General features: G+C 62.1%; 15 protein-coding genes. 13 read left to right on the top strand and 2 right to left on the bottom strand.

Annotation, left to right across the window (positions count from 1 at the left end):
- The first annotated feature begins 35 nt into the window (after positions 1-35).
- The 13 genes from ACZ5RT_RS09305 (at position 36) to ACZ5RT_RS09365 (ending at position 15,909) form a co-directional block, all read left to right on the top strand.
- On the top strand, positions 36-521 hold the full coding sequence (locus tag ACZ5RT_RS09305) for an RrF2 family transcriptional regulator (protein ID WP_464452271.1): 486 nt from the start codon (positions 36-38) through the stop codon (positions 519-521).
- Complete coding sequence (locus ACZ5RT_RS09310) at positions 518-2,428, top strand: type IV pili methyl-accepting chemotaxis transducer N-terminal domain-containing protein (RefSeq protein WP_464452272.1); 1,911 nt, start codon at positions 518-520, stop codon at positions 2,426-2,428. The genes ACZ5RT_RS09305 and ACZ5RT_RS09310 overlap by 4 nt, the downstream gene beginning before the upstream one ends.
- On the top strand, positions 2,425-3,105 hold the full coding sequence (locus ACZ5RT_RS09315) for a response regulator (RefSeq protein ID WP_464452273.1): 681 nt from the start codon (positions 2,425-2,427) through the stop codon (positions 3,103-3,105). Before ACZ5RT_RS09310 ends, ACZ5RT_RS09315 begins: the two co-directional genes overlap by 4 nt.
- 142 nt (positions 3,106-3,247) lie before the next feature.
- Entirely contained in the window at positions 3,248-4,525 is a 1,278-nt protein-coding gene (locus ACZ5RT_RS09320; protein ID WP_422169825.1) for an MFS transporter, read from the top strand.
- A 22-nt stretch (positions 4,526-4,547) separates the two neighbouring features.
- The gene (locus tag ACZ5RT_RS09325) at positions 4,548-6,188 is read left to right on the top strand and encodes an MFS transporter (protein ID WP_464452274.1); all 1,641 of its coding nucleotides are present in this window, start codon (positions 4,548-4,550) and stop codon (positions 6,186-6,188) included.
- 59 nt (positions 6,189-6,247) lie between these two features.
- Entirely contained in the window at positions 6,248-10,054 is a 3,807-nt protein-coding gene (locus ACZ5RT_RS09330) for a nitrate reductase subunit alpha (protein ID WP_464452275.1), read from the top strand.
- Between the two features lie 11 nt (positions 10,055-10,065).
- A complete protein-coding gene (gene narH, locus ACZ5RT_RS09335; RefSeq protein WP_416560990.1) occupies positions 10,066-11,598 on the top strand; it encodes a nitrate reductase subunit beta in 1,533 nt (510 codons plus the stop codon).
- 13 nt (positions 11,599-11,611) lie between these two features.
- Positions 11,612-12,292 (top strand): nitrate reductase molybdenum cofactor assembly chaperone, encoded by a 681-nt coding sequence (gene narJ, locus ACZ5RT_RS09340; RefSeq protein WP_464452276.1) that lies wholly within the window; start codon positions 11,612-11,614, stop codon positions 12,290-12,292.
- Positions 12,289-13,008, top strand: a complete 720-nt coding sequence (gene narI / locus ACZ5RT_RS09345; protein WP_416560992.1) for a respiratory nitrate reductase subunit gamma — start codon at positions 12,289-12,291, stop codon at positions 13,006-13,008. Before narJ ends, narI begins: the two co-directional genes overlap by 4 nt.
- 44 nt (positions 13,009-13,052) lie before the next feature.
- Complete coding sequence (locus ACZ5RT_RS09350; protein ID WP_464452277.1) at positions 13,053-14,000, top strand: peptidylprolyl isomerase; 948 nt, start codon at positions 13,053-13,055, stop codon at positions 13,998-14,000.
- Complete coding sequence (locus ACZ5RT_RS09355; RefSeq protein ID WP_422171479.1) at positions 13,997-14,695, top strand: carbonic anhydrase; 699 nt, start codon at positions 13,997-13,999, stop codon at positions 14,693-14,695. Before ACZ5RT_RS09350 ends, ACZ5RT_RS09355 begins: the two co-directional genes overlap by 4 nt.
- A gap of 33 nt (positions 14,696-14,728) precedes the next feature.
- Positions 14,729-15,334 (top strand): nitroreductase family protein, encoded by a 606-nt coding sequence (locus tag ACZ5RT_RS09360; RefSeq protein ID WP_464452278.1) that lies wholly within the window; start codon positions 14,729-14,731, stop codon positions 15,332-15,334.
- On the top strand, positions 15,331-15,909 hold the full coding sequence (locus ACZ5RT_RS09365) for a hemerythrin domain-containing protein (RefSeq protein WP_464452279.1): 579 nt from the start codon (positions 15,331-15,333) through the stop codon (positions 15,907-15,909). The genes ACZ5RT_RS09360 and ACZ5RT_RS09365 overlap by 4 nt, the downstream gene beginning before the upstream one ends.
- 26 nt (positions 15,910-15,935) lie before the next feature.
- Here ACZ5RT_RS09365 and hpnD read toward each other — a convergent pair whose 3' ends face one another.
- Both hpnD and ACZ5RT_RS09375 read right to left on the bottom strand, forming a co-directional pair.
- Complete coding sequence (gene hpnD / locus ACZ5RT_RS09370) at positions 15,936-16,775, bottom strand: presqualene diphosphate synthase HpnD (RefSeq protein WP_464452280.1); 840 nt, start codon at positions 16,773-16,775, stop codon at positions 15,936-15,938.
- A 55-nt stretch (positions 16,776-16,830) separates the two neighbouring features.
- Entirely contained in the window at positions 16,831-17,904 is a 1,074-nt protein-coding gene (locus tag ACZ5RT_RS09375; protein ID WP_464452281.1) for a phytoene/squalene synthase family protein, read from the bottom strand.
- Positions 17,905-17,914 lie beyond the last annotated feature (10 nt).

Here is a 17,914-nt window from a genome sequence, read left to right on the forward strand (position 1 = left end):
GAGGCATCGTCCTCAGGAACTAGGACTTCAGAACGATGCGACTGACCCATTGGACCGACTACAGTTTACGGGTGCTGATGTATTGCGCCCAATGCGAGTCACAACAGACGGTGGCCACCATCCAGGCGATTGCAGACCAGCATGGCATTTCCAAAAGCCACCTGACCAAAATTGTCATGACGCTGGCCGCCGATGGCTATTTGGAAACCAGCCGGGGGCGCGGTGGTGGCCTTCGTCTGGGGCGACCGGCTTCACAGATCGTGCTGGGCGAGGTGGTGCGCAAGACCGAGACCGATTTCCAGATGGTGGAGTGTTTTGGCGAGGGGCTCAGCAACTGTGCCTTGTTGCCCGCCTGTCATTTGAAGAGGGTTTTGGCCCAAGCGCTGGAAGCTTTCTTTGCCAAACTCGATGGGATCACCCTGGCCGATTTGATGAACCAAACACCTGCCCCTGACATCGCGCTGCGACCCTTGACGTTCACCCCCCGTGCGTCTCGGTCACCTGCCAGAAAACGCGCATGAAAAACACGGCATCCCTGTCGGTCAAACTGGTGCGCATTGGCGCGGGCTTGCTGGTGGTCGCGCTGATCTCGATTGGCCTGACTTTGTGGGTCACCTGGAAGCTCAGTGGCGGCGCTGCGGCGTTGAATGAGGCAGGGCGCATGCGCATGCAGACTTGGCGTTTGACCAGCGAGGTGCAGGCGCAGCTGCCAGCAGCGCACATCGAGGCTTTAACCCGGGAATTTGACCGGAGCATGCAGGTACTCAAAAACGGTGACGCCTCGCGCCCGCTGTTTGTGCCCTGGGACCCGCAGGTGCGGCAGCGCTATGCCGAGGTCGAACGCTTGTGGCACAACCAGAAAACCCGTTTCATGGCCAGCCCCTCGATGGACCATGCGAGCCTGGTCCAGCACACCAACACTTTTTTGATGGCGATTGACCGTTTTGTGCTCTCGATCGAAGACCAGATGGCCGGTTTGACGGCGATCCTCAACCTGTTTCAGTTCGTGATGATGGCGCTGGCCATTGGCGGGGCGGTGGTCATGCTCTACACGGGTTATATGTACGTGATCAACCCGCTGAGCAATCTGCGTGATGGTTTGCGCAAGATTGAATCGGCTCAGTTTTCAGCCCGGGTCGATGTGGCCTCGAACGACGAGTTTGGCCAGGTGGCCTCGGGGTTCAACCGCATGGCGGCGACCTTGCAGTCGTTGTATGGCAACCTGGAAGCCCAGGTGGCCGCCAAGACCCAGCGCATCGCAGCGCAAAAAGAGCGGTTGGAAGGGTTGTACGGCGTGAGTGCTTTTCTGGCACAAAGCAACGACCTCAACGAGTTGACACAGGGCTTTGCGCAACGCGTGCGCCAGCTCATGAAAGCCGATGCAATTGCCTTGCGGTGGTCGGGCGAAGACGCCTCCAAATTGCTGTTGCTGGCGTCCGATGAATTTCCGCTGGCCATGCAGGAAGAAGAAAAGTGCCTGATGGCGGGCGCTTGCGCCTGTGGTCAGCCTCCGCCCGATGCCCGCTCACGGGTGATCCCGATTTTGAACAGCGATGTGGCCCCGTTGCAGCACTGCGCCCGCATGGGCTATGTGGGCATGGTCTCGGTGCCCGTGCGCAAGCACAACAAGGTGCTGGGTGAAATCAACCTGTTCTACAAAAGCCAGGTGAGTCTGGCGGCTGAAGAGCTGGAGCTGATGGACACCCTGGCCAGCCACCTGGCCACCGCTGTGGAGGGCATGCGGGCTGTGGCGCTGGACCGCGAGGCGGCCATTGCGGGTGAACGCTCCTTGCTGGCACGTGAGCTGCATGATTCGATCGCCCAGTCGCTGGCCTTTTTGAAGATCCAGGTGCAGCTGCTGCGTACCGCCATCTTGAAACACGACAGCGCCAAAACCGCACTGGCGCTGGACGAACTGGACCATGGCCTGAAGGAAAGCATTGCCGATGTGCGCGAGTTGCTGCTGCACTTTCGCACCCGCACCCAGGCCGACGATATTGATCGGGCTGTGCAGGAGACCTTGCAAAAATTCCAGCACCAGACGGGCTTGCAGGTCAGCCGAAAGGTCACGGGCGAGGGCTTGCCCTTGCCGCAGGATGTGCAGATCCATGTGTTGCATGTGCTGCAAGAAGCCTTGTCCAACGTGCGCAAACACGCAGGTGCCCAGGCGGTGGAGATTGAAATCCACAAAGGCGAGCCCTGGCGCTTTCTGGTGCGTGACGATGGCGTGGGCTTCAGCGAAGGCAGCCAGCGCAGCGAGTTGCAGGTGGGCCTGAAAATCATGCGCGAGCGTGCCGACCAGATTGGCGCCACCGTGGCCGTGGACTCCGCCCTGGGGCAGGGCACCACGGTGACGCTGCGGGTGCCCTCCAGCATGCCACCCAAAACCAAACAGAACCCAACAGCCGAGCTGTCTTCCGAGCCATGACTGAACCCATCCAGCTTCTCGTGGTCGATGACCACACCTTGTTTCGCCGGGGCCTGATTGCCTTGCTTTCGCAGGACGAGCGTTTTCAGATCGTGGGCGAAGCCGGCGATGTGGGCGAAGCCCTGCGCGTGCTGGGCAAGGTCCAGCCAGACCTGCTGCTGCTGGACAACCATTTGCCCGGCGTCAAAGGCGTGGATGCCATTGGGGCGCTCAAAGCCGCTTGTCCGGATGTGCGCATCCTGATGCTCACGGTGAGCGAGGACGAGGAGGACTTGTCCAAAGCCTTGCAAAACGGGGCCGATGGTTACCTGCTCAAAACCGCCGAGTCGGACCAGCTGTGCGAGGCCTTGGTCAAGGTGCACGAAGGGCACTCGGTGATCAGCCCGGCCATGTTGAACAAATTGGTGACGGGCTTGCGCCAGTCGCCGGGTGCAGCCACGCCGCCGATGGCCGTGGCTGCGACCCACAAACCCCAGCAGGAATTGGACAAACTCTCGCCCCGTGAAAAAGACATTTTCTTTCTGGTGGCCAAGAGCCTGAGCAACAAGCAGATTGCGCGCGACCTGGACATTGCAGAGACCACGGTGAAGATCCACATCCAGCACATTTTCAAGAAGATGAACCTGACCTCACGCGTTCAAATTGCCATTTTTGCTGCCAGCCACGACTTGAGTTGATAAATATCAAATTTGATAGTTCCATGGGAGGATGAGGCTTGGTGCTTCATCCTCCTTTTGCTTGGGGGATAGATAACCTTCAGATGGATACACAAAGCTGCGCGCCAAAACCACACTCCTTGCATGCGTTTGGAGAATCAAAATGGCGAGTGAATTGGTGCAGCAGCGCAAAGCCTGGTCGGTGTTGATCGTCAGCACCCTGGCCTTCACGGTGTGTTTCATGGTGTGGATGATGTTTGGCGTGATCGGGGTGCCGATCAAGAAAATGCTGGACCTCAACGCCACCCAGTTTGGCCTCTTGATGGCCATGCCGGTGCTGACCGGTTCGCTGGTGCGGGTGCCCTTGGGCATCTGGACCGACCGCTACGGAGGGCGCATCGTGATGACGGTGCTGATGGCGATCACGGTGCCTGCCATCTGGTTCATGTCCCATGCCACCGCTTACTGGCATTTTCTGGTGATTGGCCTGTTTGTGGGCTTGGCTGGGGGCTCGTTTTCGGTGGGCACCCCATATGTGGCGCGCTGGTTTCCCAAAAAGCAGCAGGGCATGGCCATGGGTGTTTACGGTGCGGGCAACTCGGGCTCGGCCGTCAACAAGTTTGTGGCGCCGGTCATCCTGGTGGCCTTTGGCTGGGCGGCGGTGCCGCAGGTGTATGCGGCCATCATGGCGGGCACGGTGGTGCTGTTCTGGCTGTTCAGCCACAGTGACCCGGCGCATCTGGTGCCCAGCCAGGTGTCGTTCATGGCGCAACTCAAAAGCCTGAAAGACCCCCGCGTGCTCAAGTACTGCCAGTACTACAGCATCGTGTTTGGCGGTTATGTGGCGCTGGCCCTGTGGATGGTGCAGTACTACATCGGTGAATACGGGCTGGACATCCGCGTGGCGGCCTTGCTGGCCGCGTGCTTTTCGCTGCCCGGTGGCGTGTTGCGTGCCGTGGGGGGGGTGCTCAGTGACAAATACGGCGCACACAGCGTCACCTGGTGGGTGCTGTGGGTCAGCTGGATCTGCCTGTTCCTGCTGTCCTACCCACAAACCGAATTCACCATCGCCACCGTCACCGGTCCCAAGACCTTTGTGATCGGGCTGAACGTCTACGCCTTCACCGGTTTGATGTTCATCCTGGGCATTGCGTTTGCCTTCGGCAAGGCCAGTGTCTTCAAGTACATCGCCAACGACTACCCCGGCAACATCGGTGCCATCAGCGGCATCGTGGGTCTGGCCGGCGGCCTGGGCGGCTTTGTGCTGCCCATCATGTTCGGCGCGCTGGTGGACCTGACCGGCGTGCGCAGCAGCGCCTTCATGCTGATGTACGGCGTGGTCTGGGTCTCGCTCATCTGGATGTACTGGACCGAGGTGCGCCAGACCGACGTCATGGGGCAAGCCCCGGCCGACATCACGCAACCCGGCTTGCGTGCCTGAACCCCAGCGAAGGAAACACAACATGAATACCCGTTTAACCCCCACTGCAGGCCGTTCGACCGACATCAACGACTGGCGTCCCGAAGACGAACAGTTCTGGGAAAGCACCGGCAAGCGCATCGCTTACCGTAACCTCTGGATCTCGGTGCCTGCGCTCTTGTGTGGCTTCGCCATCTGGGGCATGTGGGGCATCATCACCGTGCAGATGCTCAACCTGGGCTTTCCGTTCAGCCAGGCCGAACTGTTCAGCCTCACGGCCATCTCGGGCCTGGCGGGGGCGACCATGCGCATCCCGGCCTCGTTCCTGATCCGCCTGTCTGGCGGGCGCAACACGATTTTTCTGACGACGGCCATGCTGCTGGCCCCGGCCATGGGCACGGGCATCGCCTTGCAGCACCCCGAGTGGCCCTTGTGGGTGTTCCAGCTCATGGCATTGTGGTCGGGCGTGGGTGGCGGCAATTTCGCCAGCTCCATGTCCAACATTGGCACCTTTTTCCCCAAGCGTTTGCAGGGCACGGCGCTGGGTCTGAATGCGGGTCTGGGCAATTTTGGCGTGACGACCATGCAGATCGTCATCCCGCTGGTCATGACCGTGAGCCTGTTTGGCGGCCTGGGCGGTGAGCCCATGACGCTGGTGAAAGACAGCGGCTGGATCTTCGGCAAGATCGCCGCAGGCACGCCCACCTGGGTGCAAAACGCGGGCTTTGCCTGGCTGCTGTTGCTGGTGCCTTTGTCGGTGATCTGCTTTTTCGGCATGAACAACCTGACCACGGTGTCGCCCAACATCGGCGGCACCATCCCTGCCTTTTTGAAGATCATCTGGCTGTACACCCTGTCGTTTGTGCCCGCCGGGATCGGTCTGTATTTGTACCTTCCTGCACCCAGCGGCCTGGGCGTGCTCAACATGTGGCTGGCCATGCCGCTCATTATTGTGAGCACCTTGATGGTGATGAAGCTCACCGCATTTGGCACCATGAAGGACAACATCGCGGCCCAGTTCTCGATCTTCAAGAATAAGCACACCTGGGCCATGACGGTGCTCTACATCGTCACCTTCGGCAGCTTCATTGGCTTTTCGATGGCCTTGCCGCTGTCGATCACGGTGATCTTCGGCATCAGCCATGTGCCCGATGCCAGTGGTGTGCTGCAGCACACGCTCAAAAACCCCAATGCGCCTTCGGCCCTGACCTACGCCTGGATCGGCCCCTTTGTGGGTGCGCTGGTGCGGCCCATCGGTGGCTGGCTGTCGGACAAGACCGGTGGCTCCATCGTCACGCAATGGATTTCGGCGGTGATGGTGGTGGCCTCGGGCGCGGTGGGTTATGTCATGTGGCTGGCCTACCAGTCGGCCATGCCCGAGCAGTATTTCCTGGTGTTCATGCTGCTGTTTGTCTTGTTGTTCACCGCCAGCGGCATCGGCAATGGTTCGACCTTCCGCAGCATCGCCGTGATCTTTGACCGCCAGCAGGCCGGCCCCGTGCTGGGCTGGACTTCGGCCGTGGCCGCCTACGGGGCCTTCATCGCCCCGGTGGTGATTGGTCAGCAGATCAAGGCCGGCACACCCGAGGTGGCGATGTACGGCTTTGCGGTGTTTTACGCCCTGTGCCTCTTGCTCAACTGGTGGTTTTACCTGCGCGCGGGCGCCGAGATCCGCAACCCCTGAACCTTGCCCGAAAGTTTTTGAAAAGGGGCAGAACCCGCCCCGCTGAATTGGAGAAAAAGATGAGCCATTTTCTGGACCGACTGAATTACTTTTCAAACCCCAAGGAGCCTTTCTCGGGCGGGCACGGTGTGACCACCGGCGAAGACCGCACCTGGGAAGACGCTTACCGTGACCGCTGGGCGCACGACAAGATCGTGCGCAGCACGCACGGCGTGAACTGCACCGGTTCGTGCTCGTGGAAGATTTACGTCAAGGGCGGCATCGTCACCTGGGAAACCCAGCAAACCGATTACCCCCGCACCCGCGCCGATTTGCCCAACCACGAGCCGCGCGGCTGCGCGCGTGGTGCCTCGTATTCGTGGTACCTGTACAGCGCCAACCGCGTCAAATACCCCATGATCCGCGCCCGCCTGCTCAAGCACTGGCGTGCCGCGCTGGCCGTGGCCAAGAGCCCGGTGGACGCCTGGGCCAGCATCGTGCAAAACGAAGAGGCTCGCCGCGAGTGGCAGCAGCAGCGCGGCCTGGGCGGCTTTGTGCGCAGCACCTGGGACGAAGTCAACCAGATCATTGCCAGCGCCAACGTCTACACCGCCAAGCAATACGGCCCGGACCGCATCATCGGCTTCTCGCCGATCCCGGCCATGTCCATGGTCAGCTATGCCGCAGGCAGCCGTTACCTGTCGCTGATTGGCGGCGTGTGCATGAGCTTTTACGACTGGTACTGCGACCTGCCGCCCGCCAGCCCGCAAATCTGGGGTGAGCAGACCGATGTGCCCGAATCGGCCGATTGGTACAACTCGACCTACATCATCGCCTGGGGCTCCAACGTGCCGCAAACGCGCACGCCCGATGCGCACTTCTTCACCGAGGTGCGTTACAAGGGGGCCAAGACCGTGGCCATCACGCCCGACTATGCCGAGATCAGCAAGCTGGCCGATCTGTGGATGCACCCCAAGCAGGGCACCGACGCGGCCATTGCCATGGCCATGGGCCATGTGATCCTCAAAGAGTTTTACTTCGACAAACGCAGCGCCTACTTTGACGACTACGTGCGCCGCTACACCGACATGCCCAACCTGGTGCAGCTCGAAGAGCGCACCTTGCCCGATGGCCGCAAGGTCACGGTACCCGGCCGCTACCTGCGCGCCAGCGACTTCAACGGCAAGCTGGGTCAGGACAACAACCCCGAGTGGAAAACCGTGGCGCTGGACCAGAACGACCGTGTGGTCTTGCCCAACGGCTCGATAGGTTTCCGCTGGGGTGCTGAAGGCCGCAGCGATGCGGGCAAATGGAATCTGGAAAACAAAGAGGCGCGAGGAGACAGCGAAGTCAAGCTCAAGCTGAGCCTGATGGAGGGAAATGGAGAAGGAGGTGGCAGCGACTACGAAGTGGGCGAGGTGGCCTTCCCGTATTTCGGCGGCATCGACACCCCCAACTTCAATGCCAACAAGCAAGCCAGTGCGGTGGACGACGTGTTGGTGCGGCATGTGCCGGTGCGCCGCATCAAGCTGGGCAAGGCCGGTGAAGAGCGCTACGCCCTGGTGGCCACGGTGTTTGATCTGACGGCTGCCAACTACGGCGTGGCCCGGGGCCTGCCCGGCGAGAATGCCGCCACCAGCTACGACCACGACACCCCCTACACCCCTGCCTGGCAGGAAAAGATCACCGGCGTCAAGCGCGACCAGGTGATCGCCGTGGCCCGCCAGTTTGCCGACAATGCCGACAAGACCCGTGGCAAGTCCATGGTCATCATCGGCGCGGCCATGAACCACTGGTACCACAGCGACATGAACTACCGCGGCATCATCAACATGCTGATGATGTGCGGTTGCATTGGCCAAAGCGGCGGCGGCTGGGCGCACTATGTGGGCCAGGAAAAGCTGCGTCCCCAGACCGGCTGGACCGCGCTGGCTTTTGCCCTGGACTGGGTGCGCCCACCTCGCCAGATGAACAGCACCAGCTTCTTTTATGCGCACACCGACCAGTGGCGCTACGAGCGGCTGGGCGTGGAAGAGATCCTTTCGCCGCTGGCCGACAAGTCCCAGTTTGGCGGCAGCATGATCGACTACAACGTGCGCGCCGAGCGCATGGGCTGGCTGCCCAGTGCGCCGCAGTTGCAGACCAACCCGATGCAGGTCGTCAAGGACGCGCAGGCACAGGGCATGGACCCCAAGGACTACGCGGTCAAAGCCCTGAAGGACGGCAGCCTCAAGATGAGCTGCGAAGACCCGGACCACCCGCTCAACTGGCCGCGCAACATGTTTGTCTGGCGCTCCAACATCCTGGGGTCTTCGGGCAAAGGGCACGAGTATTTCCTCAAGCACCTGCTGGGCACCTCCCACGGCGTGCAGGGCAAGGACCTGGGGGCCGAAGACGCCAAGCCGACCGAAGTGACCTGGCACGACAAAGCCCCGGAAGGCAAGCTGGACCTCTTGGTGACGCTGGATTTCCGCATGAGCACGACCTGCCTGTATTCGGACATCGTGCTGCCCACCGCCACCTGGTACGAGAAGAACGACCTCAACACCAGCGACATGCACCCCTTCATCCACCCGCTGTCCACCGCGGTGGACCCGGCCTGGCAAAGCAAGAGCGACTGGGAGATCTACAAGGGTTTTGCCAAAGCCTTCAGCGAGGTCTGTGTGGGCCATCTGGGCGTGGAAAAAGAGCTGATGCTCACGCCGCTGATGCACGATACGCCCGCCGAGCTGGCCCAGGCCTTTGATGTGAAAGAGTGGAAAAAAGGCGAGTGCGAGCTGATCCCCGGCAAGACCGCGCCGCAAATCGCGGTGATCGTGCGCGACTACCCCAACACCTACAAACGCTTCACGGCCCTGGGCCCCTTGATGGAAAAAGTGGGCAATGGCGGCAAGGGCATTGGCTGGAACACCGCCGACGAGGTGCACCAGCTTGGTGAGCTCAACGGCAAGGTGCGCGCAGAAGGGGTGACCCAAGGCATGCCCAGCATCAACACCGACATCGACGCCTGCGAGGTGGTGCTGCAGCTGGCCCCCGAGACCAACGGCCATGTGGCCGTCAAGGCCTGGGAGGCACTCTCCAAGATCACCGGGCGCGACCACACCCACTTGGCTTTGCACCGCGAAGACGAAAAAATCCGCTTCCGCGACATCCAGGCCCAGCCGCGCAAGATCATCAGCTCGCCCACCTGGTCGGGTCTGGAGAGCGAGAAGGTCTCGTACAACGCCGGTTACACCAACGTGCACGAGTACATCCCGTGGCGCACGCTCACGGGGCGTCAGCAGTTTTACCTGGACCACCCCTGGATGCTGGCCTTTGGCGAGGGCATGACCAGCTACCGCCCACCTGTGGACTTGAAAACCGTGGACGAGATGATCGACCGCAAGCCCAACGGCAATAAGGAAATCTCGCTCAACTTCATCACGCCGCACCAGAAGTGGGGCATCCACAGCACCTACAGCGACAACCTGCACATGCTCACGCTCAACCGGGGTGGCCCGGTGATCTGGCTGAGCGAAGACGACGCCAAAAGTGCGGGCATCGTGGACAACGACTGGGTCGAGCTGTTCAACAGCAACGGCGCGATCGCGGCGCGTGCCGTGGTCAGCCAGCGGGTCAATCCCGGCATGGTGATGATGTACCACGCGCAGGAAAAAACCATCAACACGCCCGGCTCGGAGATCACCGGCATTCGGGGCGGCATCCACAACTCGGTCACCCGCATCGTGACCAAGCCGACCCACATGATCGGGGGCTACGCCCAGTTCAGCTACGGCTTCAACTATTACGGAACCATTGGCACCAACCGCGACGAGTTTGTGGTGGTGCGCAAGATGCGCACCATCGACTGGCTCGACGGTGAAGCCGCCGCCACGGTTCAGGCCTGAAGGAGAAACACATGAAAATTCGTGCACAAATTGCGATGGTGCTGAACCTGGACAAATGCATCGGTTGCCACACCTGTTCGGTCACCTGCAAAAACGTCTGGACCAGCCGACCCGGCGTGGAATACGCCTGGTTCAACAACGTGGAAACCAAGCCCGGCATTGGCTACCCCAAGGACTGGGAAAACCAGGACAAGTGGAACGGCGGCTGGACCCGCAAGGCCGATGGCTCGATCGAGCCCAAGCAGGGGGGCAAGTGGAAACTGCTGATGCGGATTTTTTCAAATCCCAACATGCCGCAGATCGACGACTATTACGAGCCCTTCACCTACGACTACGAGCACCTGCAAGGCGCGCCCGAGTCCAAGGCCACGCCCACGGCGCGCCCGCGCAGCCTGATCACCGGCCAGCGCATGCAAAAGATCGAGTGGGGCCCCAACTGGGAAGAAATCCTGGGCGGCGAGTTCAGCAAACGCAGCAAGGACGCTAACCTGGCCAACTTTGACCAGGTGCAAAAAGACATGGTGGGCCAGTTTGAGAACACCTTCATGATGTATTTGCCCCGCCTGTGCGAGCACTGCCTGAATCCGGCGTGTGTGGCGTCTTGCCCTTCGGGCTCGATCTACAAGCGCGAAGACGACGGCATTGTGCTGATCGACCAGGACAAGTGCCGCGGCTGGCGCATGTGCGTGAGCGGCTGCCCCTACAAAAAGATTTACTACAACTGGCAAAGCGGCAAGGCTGAAAAATGCATCTTCTGCTACCCCCGCATTGAAGCCGGTCAGCCCACCGTGTGCTCGGAAACCTGTGTGGGCCGCATCCGTTACCTGGGTGTGGTGCTGTACGACGCCGACCGCATCGCCGAAGCGGCCAGCACCGAAAACGAGAAAGACCTGTACCAGGCGCAGCTGGACATTTTCCTGAACCCGCACGACCCGAAGGTGATCGAGCAGGCCCGTCTGGACGGCATTCCCGAAGCCTGGCTGGAAGGCGCACGCAACAGCCCCGTCTACAAAATGGCGATCGACTGGAAAGTAGCCTTGCCGCTGCATCCCGAGTACCGCACGCTGCCCATGGTCTGGTATGTGCCACCGCTGTCGCCCATCACGGCGGCCGCCAATGCAGGCCATGTGGGCATGAACGGCGAGCTGCCCGATGTGTCGCAAATGCGCATTCCGGTGCAGTACCTGGCCAACTTGCTCACCGCGGGTGACACCGCACCCGTGACCCGGGCCCTGGAGCGCATGCTGGCCATGCGCACCTACCAGCGCAGCAAGCATGTGGACGGCGTGGACAACCTGGCGGTGCTGGAGCAAACCGGCCTGACGGTGGCCCAAGTCGAAGAGATGTACCACGTCATGGCGATTGCCAATTACGAAGACCGTTTCGTGATTCCCAGCTCGCACCGGGAATACGCCGAGAACACCTTTGACATGCGCGGCGGCTGCGGCTTCTCGTTTGGCAACGGTTGCTCGGACGGCCAGTCCGAGGTCAGCCTGTTCGGTGGCGACAAGCGTCGCACCATCCCCATCCAGCCCGTCGTTTGAAGCGAGGTCTTTCATGAAGAACAACCGATATTCATTGCGCGTGCTGTCCCAGTTGCTGTCTTATCCGGACACCGAGTTGCGAGCTCAGCTGCCTGAGTTGCTGCCCGTGCTGAAGGAAGAGGGCGCCTTGAGCGCTGGCCGTCAGGCCGAACTGCAGACCTTGGTATCCCACCTGCTGCGTCTGGACACCATGGACGCCGAGGCGCGTTATGTGGAAACCTTTGACCGGGGCCGCGCCACCTGCTTGCACCTGTTCGAGCATGTGCATGGCGACTCGCGTGACCGGGGGCCGGCCATGATCGACTTGAGTCAAACCTACGCGCAATCGGGCCTGTTTTTGTCGCCTGACGAGCTGCCCGACCATCTGTGCGTGGTGCTGGAGTTCGCATCGACCCAGACGCCCGAGGTGGCCAAGGCCTTTCTGGGCGAGATGGCGCACATTCTGAACGCCATCTTCAGCGCTTTGCTCAAACGCGAAAGCCCCTATGCGGTGGTGTTGGCGGCGGTGCTGGAGCTGGCCGGGCACAAGGCCCAGGCCGTGCAGATCGTGGCCGACGAGCCGCTGGACGAGAGCTGGCGCGAGCCCGAGGCCTTTGATGGCTGCAGCACACGCGGCCAGGCCCGTCCGGGCGAGGTGCAGCCCATCCACATTGTCAGAAAAACCTCTACCCAAACCCGGGGAGTTGCAGCATGAACTACTTCGACCATTTCATTTTTGGCATTTACCCCTACATCGCGCTGAGCGTGTTTTTGCTCGGCAGCCTGATCCGCTTTGACCGCGATCAGTACAGCTGGAAGAGCGATTCCTCGCAACTGCTGCGCAAAGGCCAGTTGCGTTGGGGCAGCAACCTGTTCCATGTGGGCGTGCTGTTTTTGTTTGGTGGGCACAGCGTGGGCATGCTCACGCCGCATTTCATGTACGAGCACATCATGAGCGCGGGCGACAAGCAGTTGCTGGCCATGGTCTCGGGCGGTGTGTTTGGCGTGCTGGGCTTCATCGGCGTGACGCTGCTTTTGCACCGCCGCCTGTTTGACGTGCGCATCCGCGTGAACAGCCGCGCCAGCGACATCGCGCTGCTGGTCTTGCTGTGGGCGCAGTTTGCGCTGGGCCTGGCCACCATCCCGCTGTCGGCCCAGCACCTGGACGGCAGCATGATGCTCAAGCTGGCCGAGTGGGCGCAGCGCATCGTCACCTTCCGAGGTGGTGCGGTGGAGTTGCTGGCCGAAGCCAGCTGGGTCTTCAAGGCCCACATGTTCCTGGGCATGAGCATCTTCTTCATCTTCCCGTTCACGCGGCTGGTGCACGTCTGGAGTGGTTTCGGCACGCTGGCCTATGTGGTGCGTCCGTACCAGGTGGTGCGCAGCCGCCGTGTGGGCATGACGCCCCGGCCGCCGTTCGGCCGTGGCTGATCGGGTGTTGAAATTTTTGAAACCATTGCACACAGGGCTTCACCATGACTTTTGACACCTTGACAGAAAACCAGTCCGCCACATCTGGTGCAGGTTCTTGCGGCAGCGGCTCTTGTGGCTGCGGCAGTGCAGCGCCGTCTTCGGCTTATGAGCGCACGGCGGCTGCCATGTCCGCGTTAGCCGGTTCAGCGCAGACCGACGAGGCCAGCGATGTGCTGCCTGCCGTGGCGCCCGCCATCAATGGCATCGCCTTGCTCGCCTCCGGCGAGAGCCTCCCCGCAGAAGACCTGCTGGAGCGGGCACACGCCGAACTGCTGCGCCAAGAGGCCGTCCGGCTGGGTATGCTGCCTCGCCACGCTGGCCTGACAGCGCCTGAACTGAGCGCCGACGATCAGGCGGTGATCGACCGCATGCTGGAGGCCGAGGTCGCTTCGCCCCAGCCCACACCCGAAGAAGCGCAGCGTTACTACGACGCCCACCAGGCGCAATTCACCGTGGGCCAGGCACGCCGGGTGCGCCACATTTTGTTTGCCGTCACGCCCGGGGTGAACGTGCCCGCGCTGGCGCAACGTGCCGAAGCGGCTTTGCTGGAACTGTCCAATAAGTCGGTGCAGCCCGAGCGCTTTGCGCAATTGGCGGCCGAGTTGTCCAACTGCCCATCGGGCGCGCAAGGCGGTGATCTGGGCTGGCTCACGCCTCAGGACTGTGCACCTGAATTCGCCAAGGAATTGTTCTTCCTGGCCGAGTCCAGCCAGAGCACGGGGCTGCGGCCACGTCTGGTGCACACGCGCTTTGGTTTCCACATCGTCGATGTGCTCGAAGTGAACCCCGGCCATTTGCCTTCGTTTGAACAGCTGAAGGCGCAGATCGCTGCGCGCCTGCAATGGCAGTCACGCGCCACCGCCTTGGGGCAGTACATGCGCCGACTGGTCGGCCTGGCGCAGGTCGAGGGCCTGGAACTGGACGGGGATGCCTCGCCCCTGGTGCAATGAACGAACCAGCGCTGCCCGACGCGTCCGATGAGCTGCTGCAGCGTTTGCAGCGCTTTCATGCGGATTATTTTCCGCTGCACCAGCAGCGGTTTCAGGATCTGGTGGCGCAGGGGCAGCACCCCAAAACCTTGTTCATCGGGTGCTCGGATTCGCGCTTGGTGCCTTACCTCTTGACCGGCACCGGGCCGGGCGAGTTGTTCATCGTGCGCAATGTGGGCGCGCTGGTGCCGCCCTTCGATGGCTCGCACGGGCTGCACGGCACCATGGCAGGCATCGAGTTCGCGGTGCTGCAGCTGCATGTGCAGCGCATCATCGTGTGTGGGCACAGCCACTGCGGTGCCATTCGCACCGCTTACGAAGGCGCACCCGAAGAAGCCAAGGCCTTGCAAAGCTGGCTCAAGCTGGCCGACGAGGCCCTGCTGCCGGTGCGGCCCAGCCCCGAGGCCTTACTGCGCACCGAGCAGCGTTCGGTGGTCTTGCAGCTCGAACGCCTGATGGACTACCCCATGGTGCGGCGCGAAGTCGAAGCCGGGCGCCTGACCTTGCACGGCTGGCACTATGTGATCGAAGAGGGCGAGGTGCATGTGTTCGATGTGCAGCGGGGCGATTTTGTGCCAGCATCGCTGTCGTCGCACAGCGGCACGGGGCCGTTTCCACCGTATGTGGAGCATGATGGCCAGATCATTTCGGAGTGAACCCGATGTGTGGGGCCATGGAGAAATAGCTGAATGAGCGATATCGAAAAAGACAGCGCCACCCGACTGGCCAGCCAGCTGATGGCCACGCGCCAGACCGTGCTGCCCAAGCGCCTGGTGGCACCCGGGCCTGACGCGGCAGAACTGGCGCTGCTGTTTCAGGCCGCCGCTGCCGCGCCCGACCACGACCTGATCAACCCCTGGCGGTTTTTGATCATGCCCGAGCACAAAAGGGCGGATCTGGGTGATCTGTTTGCCCAAGCCTTGATCGAGCGCGACCCCAGTGCATCCCCGGATCAGATGGAACAAGCCCGCGACAAGGCGTTGCGTGCGCCTTTGCTGATGCTGCTCATTGTGGACGAGTCCAAGGGCTCTGCCGAGATCGACATGCACGAGCGCGTGCTGAGTGCAGGCTGCGCGGTGCAAAACCTGATGCTGCTGGCCCATGCTATGGGTTATGGCTCGGGCCTGACCAGTGGCAAGGCGCTCAAGGCCACCGCTTTTCGTGCCGGTTTGGGCTTGGCCGCTTCGGAGCACGCGATTTGCTGTGTGAGTGTGGGGACGGTCAGTTCCCGCAAACCCTTCAAGCCTCGCCCCGAGGTGTCGCAATTCACCCGCGTCTGGGGAGACTGTGCATGACACCCACCGCTGCCGTGGGTGTCAGTTTGCCAGGCCTGAGGTCCCCGGGCGTGGGCTTTGAAGCCCCGTTCGAGATGCTGTCGGCGTGTCATGAGCGGGTTGAGCGCATGCTGGACCTGCTCGCCCGGCTCAGGGACCATGTGGCGAAAAACGGGTGCGACGCGCAAGCGGCCACAGCGGCTGTGGATGTGATGCGCTATTTCGATCTGGCTGCGCCGCAACACCACCTGGACGAGGAAAGGCATGTGTTTGTGGCGGTGCTGGCCTTGCAAAATGACCGCCTGGATCAGCTGGTTGACCGGCTTCGGCAGGAGCACCTGGACATGGAAAAACTCTGGAGCCAGGTGCGCCAGGCACTGGCGCTGGTGGCGCACTCGGATGCTCAAAACAGAGCGCCCTTCAGCGATGCGGATCAGGCCAGCATGGACGCATTTACGGCCATCTACAAAGAACACATCCTGGCCGAAGAAGATCTGGTGTACCCCGAGGCCAAGCGGTCACTCGGTGCAGAGCAACTGACCGCGATGTCGCGGGACATGGTGCGCCGGCGGGGCGCGCACTCAACAGAGGGCTGAGCGGGGGGCTGAGCAGGTGGGGCGTTTCAAAACCGCCCCAGAGCTTGCATCTTCCAGGCCAGCCACAGCTTGCGCAGCGGTGTGAGCGCGATGCGCTGGTGCAGCACCTGAAAGCCCGAGGCTTCAATTTCGCGCAGCAGGGTGCGGTAGATGCTGGCCATCATGAGGCCGGGTTTTTGAGCGCGGCGGTCGGCGGCGGGCAGCAGGGCCAGGGCTTCGTCGTACAGGGCATGCGCGCGGTCGGTCTGGAACTTCATCAGTGCTTTGAAGTGGTCTGAATACGCGCGCTGCATCAGGTCCTGCGCCTTGACGCCAAAGCGTTGCTGTTCGTCCAGCGGCAGGTAGATGCGCCCGCGCAGGGCGTCTTCGCCCACGTCGCGGATGATGTTGGTCATCTGAAAGGCCAGGCCCAGCTTGTGCGCATAGGCGGTGGTGGCCTCGTCGGTCTGGCCAAAGATGCGGGCAGCGACTTCGCCCACCACACCGGCCACCAGGTGGCAATATTTCGTCAGCCCCGCAAAGTCCAGATAGCGGGTCTGGTTCAGGTCCATCTGGCAGCCTTCGATCACGGCCAGCAGATGGCGGCTCTCGATGCCAAAGGGCTGGGTGTGCGGCATCAGCGCATGCATGACCGGGTGCGTGGGCTGGCCTGCGTAGGATTGCAGCACTTCTTTTTGCCACCAGCCGAGCTTGGCAGCGGCCACGCTCGGGTCGCTGATTTCGTCGACCACATCGTCCACTTCACGGCAAAACGCATAAAACGCGGTGATGGCGGCACGGCGCTCGGGTGGCAAAAACAGGAAGGCGTAATAGAAACTGCTGCCCGAGGCGGCGGCTTTTTGCTGGACGTAGTCTTGCGGGCTCATGGGCTGGGATTCTCGCACCGAAAGAAATGCCCCCGGGCGGGTGACAGGTGGGATGTCAAGCGGGGGGCGTGCCGGTCAATTTCTGGAATTGCCGGTCCAGCACAGCACGGGTGCCCAAGCCCAGCGCGATGCGCCACAGCAGGGCGCGTATTTCCTGGCGCGGCATTTTGATCCGCTGGGTCAGTGCGGCAGGTCCGGCCTGGCGCAGCAGCGCGATGGTGCGCGCACCGATCAAGGCAGGCAGGGCGCTGGCCAGGCGCAGTCGCAGCGGTTGGAGGGCCAAGGCATAACGCATGCCCTCGGCCAGTTGCGCTTGGGTGTGGTCCAGCCAGGCGGTGTAGAGCGGGGCCAAGGCTTGCAGGGTGTTGGCATCGCCGGTTTGGGCAGCTCGTGCCAGCACTTCCGGGGTCAGGCCCGCATGCGCCAGGGTTTCTTCTGGCCAATAGCAGCGCCCGGTGGCCAGGTCGGCCCCGGCGTCACGGATGATGTTCAGGCGCTGCAGGCCCATGCCGTAGGCACGGCCCATGCGCATCATCTCGGCCTGCGGCAGCAGGCTGTAGCCGTGCAGGTGGCGGCCACACAACTCGGTCCAGAACTCGCCCACGCAACCGGCCACCAGCCAGGTGTAGTCGCTCAGCTCGGCCTCGGTCTGCAAAGCGTGCAGGCCGGGGCCAAAGCGGGCCATGTCCAGCTGTTGGCCGCGGGTGATGTGGCCCAGCACCTGGCGCACGCTGGCCTGGTCAGCGGGGTGCAGGGTGTGCAAAAGCGGCAGGCATTGGGGCAGGGCTTGCATCAGGGCGCGCTCGTGTGGGTCGGTTTGTTGCGCGGCAAAGGCCTGGGTCAGGCGCTGGAGTTCTGGTTGGTCCGAGGCCGAAGTGTCGGGTTTGGCGATGGCCCATGTCATGAGTTCCAGCAAGACCTGCCGCTCGGCCAGGGGCAGGGCAGTGGTGTCGGCCACGGTGTCGGTGGCGCGGGCCAGCAGGTAGCCGATGCCCACAGGCGCTTGCAGGGCCGGGGGCAAGAGGCGGATGGTCAAGCCAAAAGAGCGGGAGACGCCTTGCAGGATGGTTTTTTGTGCAGAGTTCAGCCCGCTCGGCTGAGCGCTCGAAAATAAGGGGGTGTGGCGCATGGTCAATGCC

Source organism: Limnohabitans sp. TEGF003 (assembly GCF_055395455.1).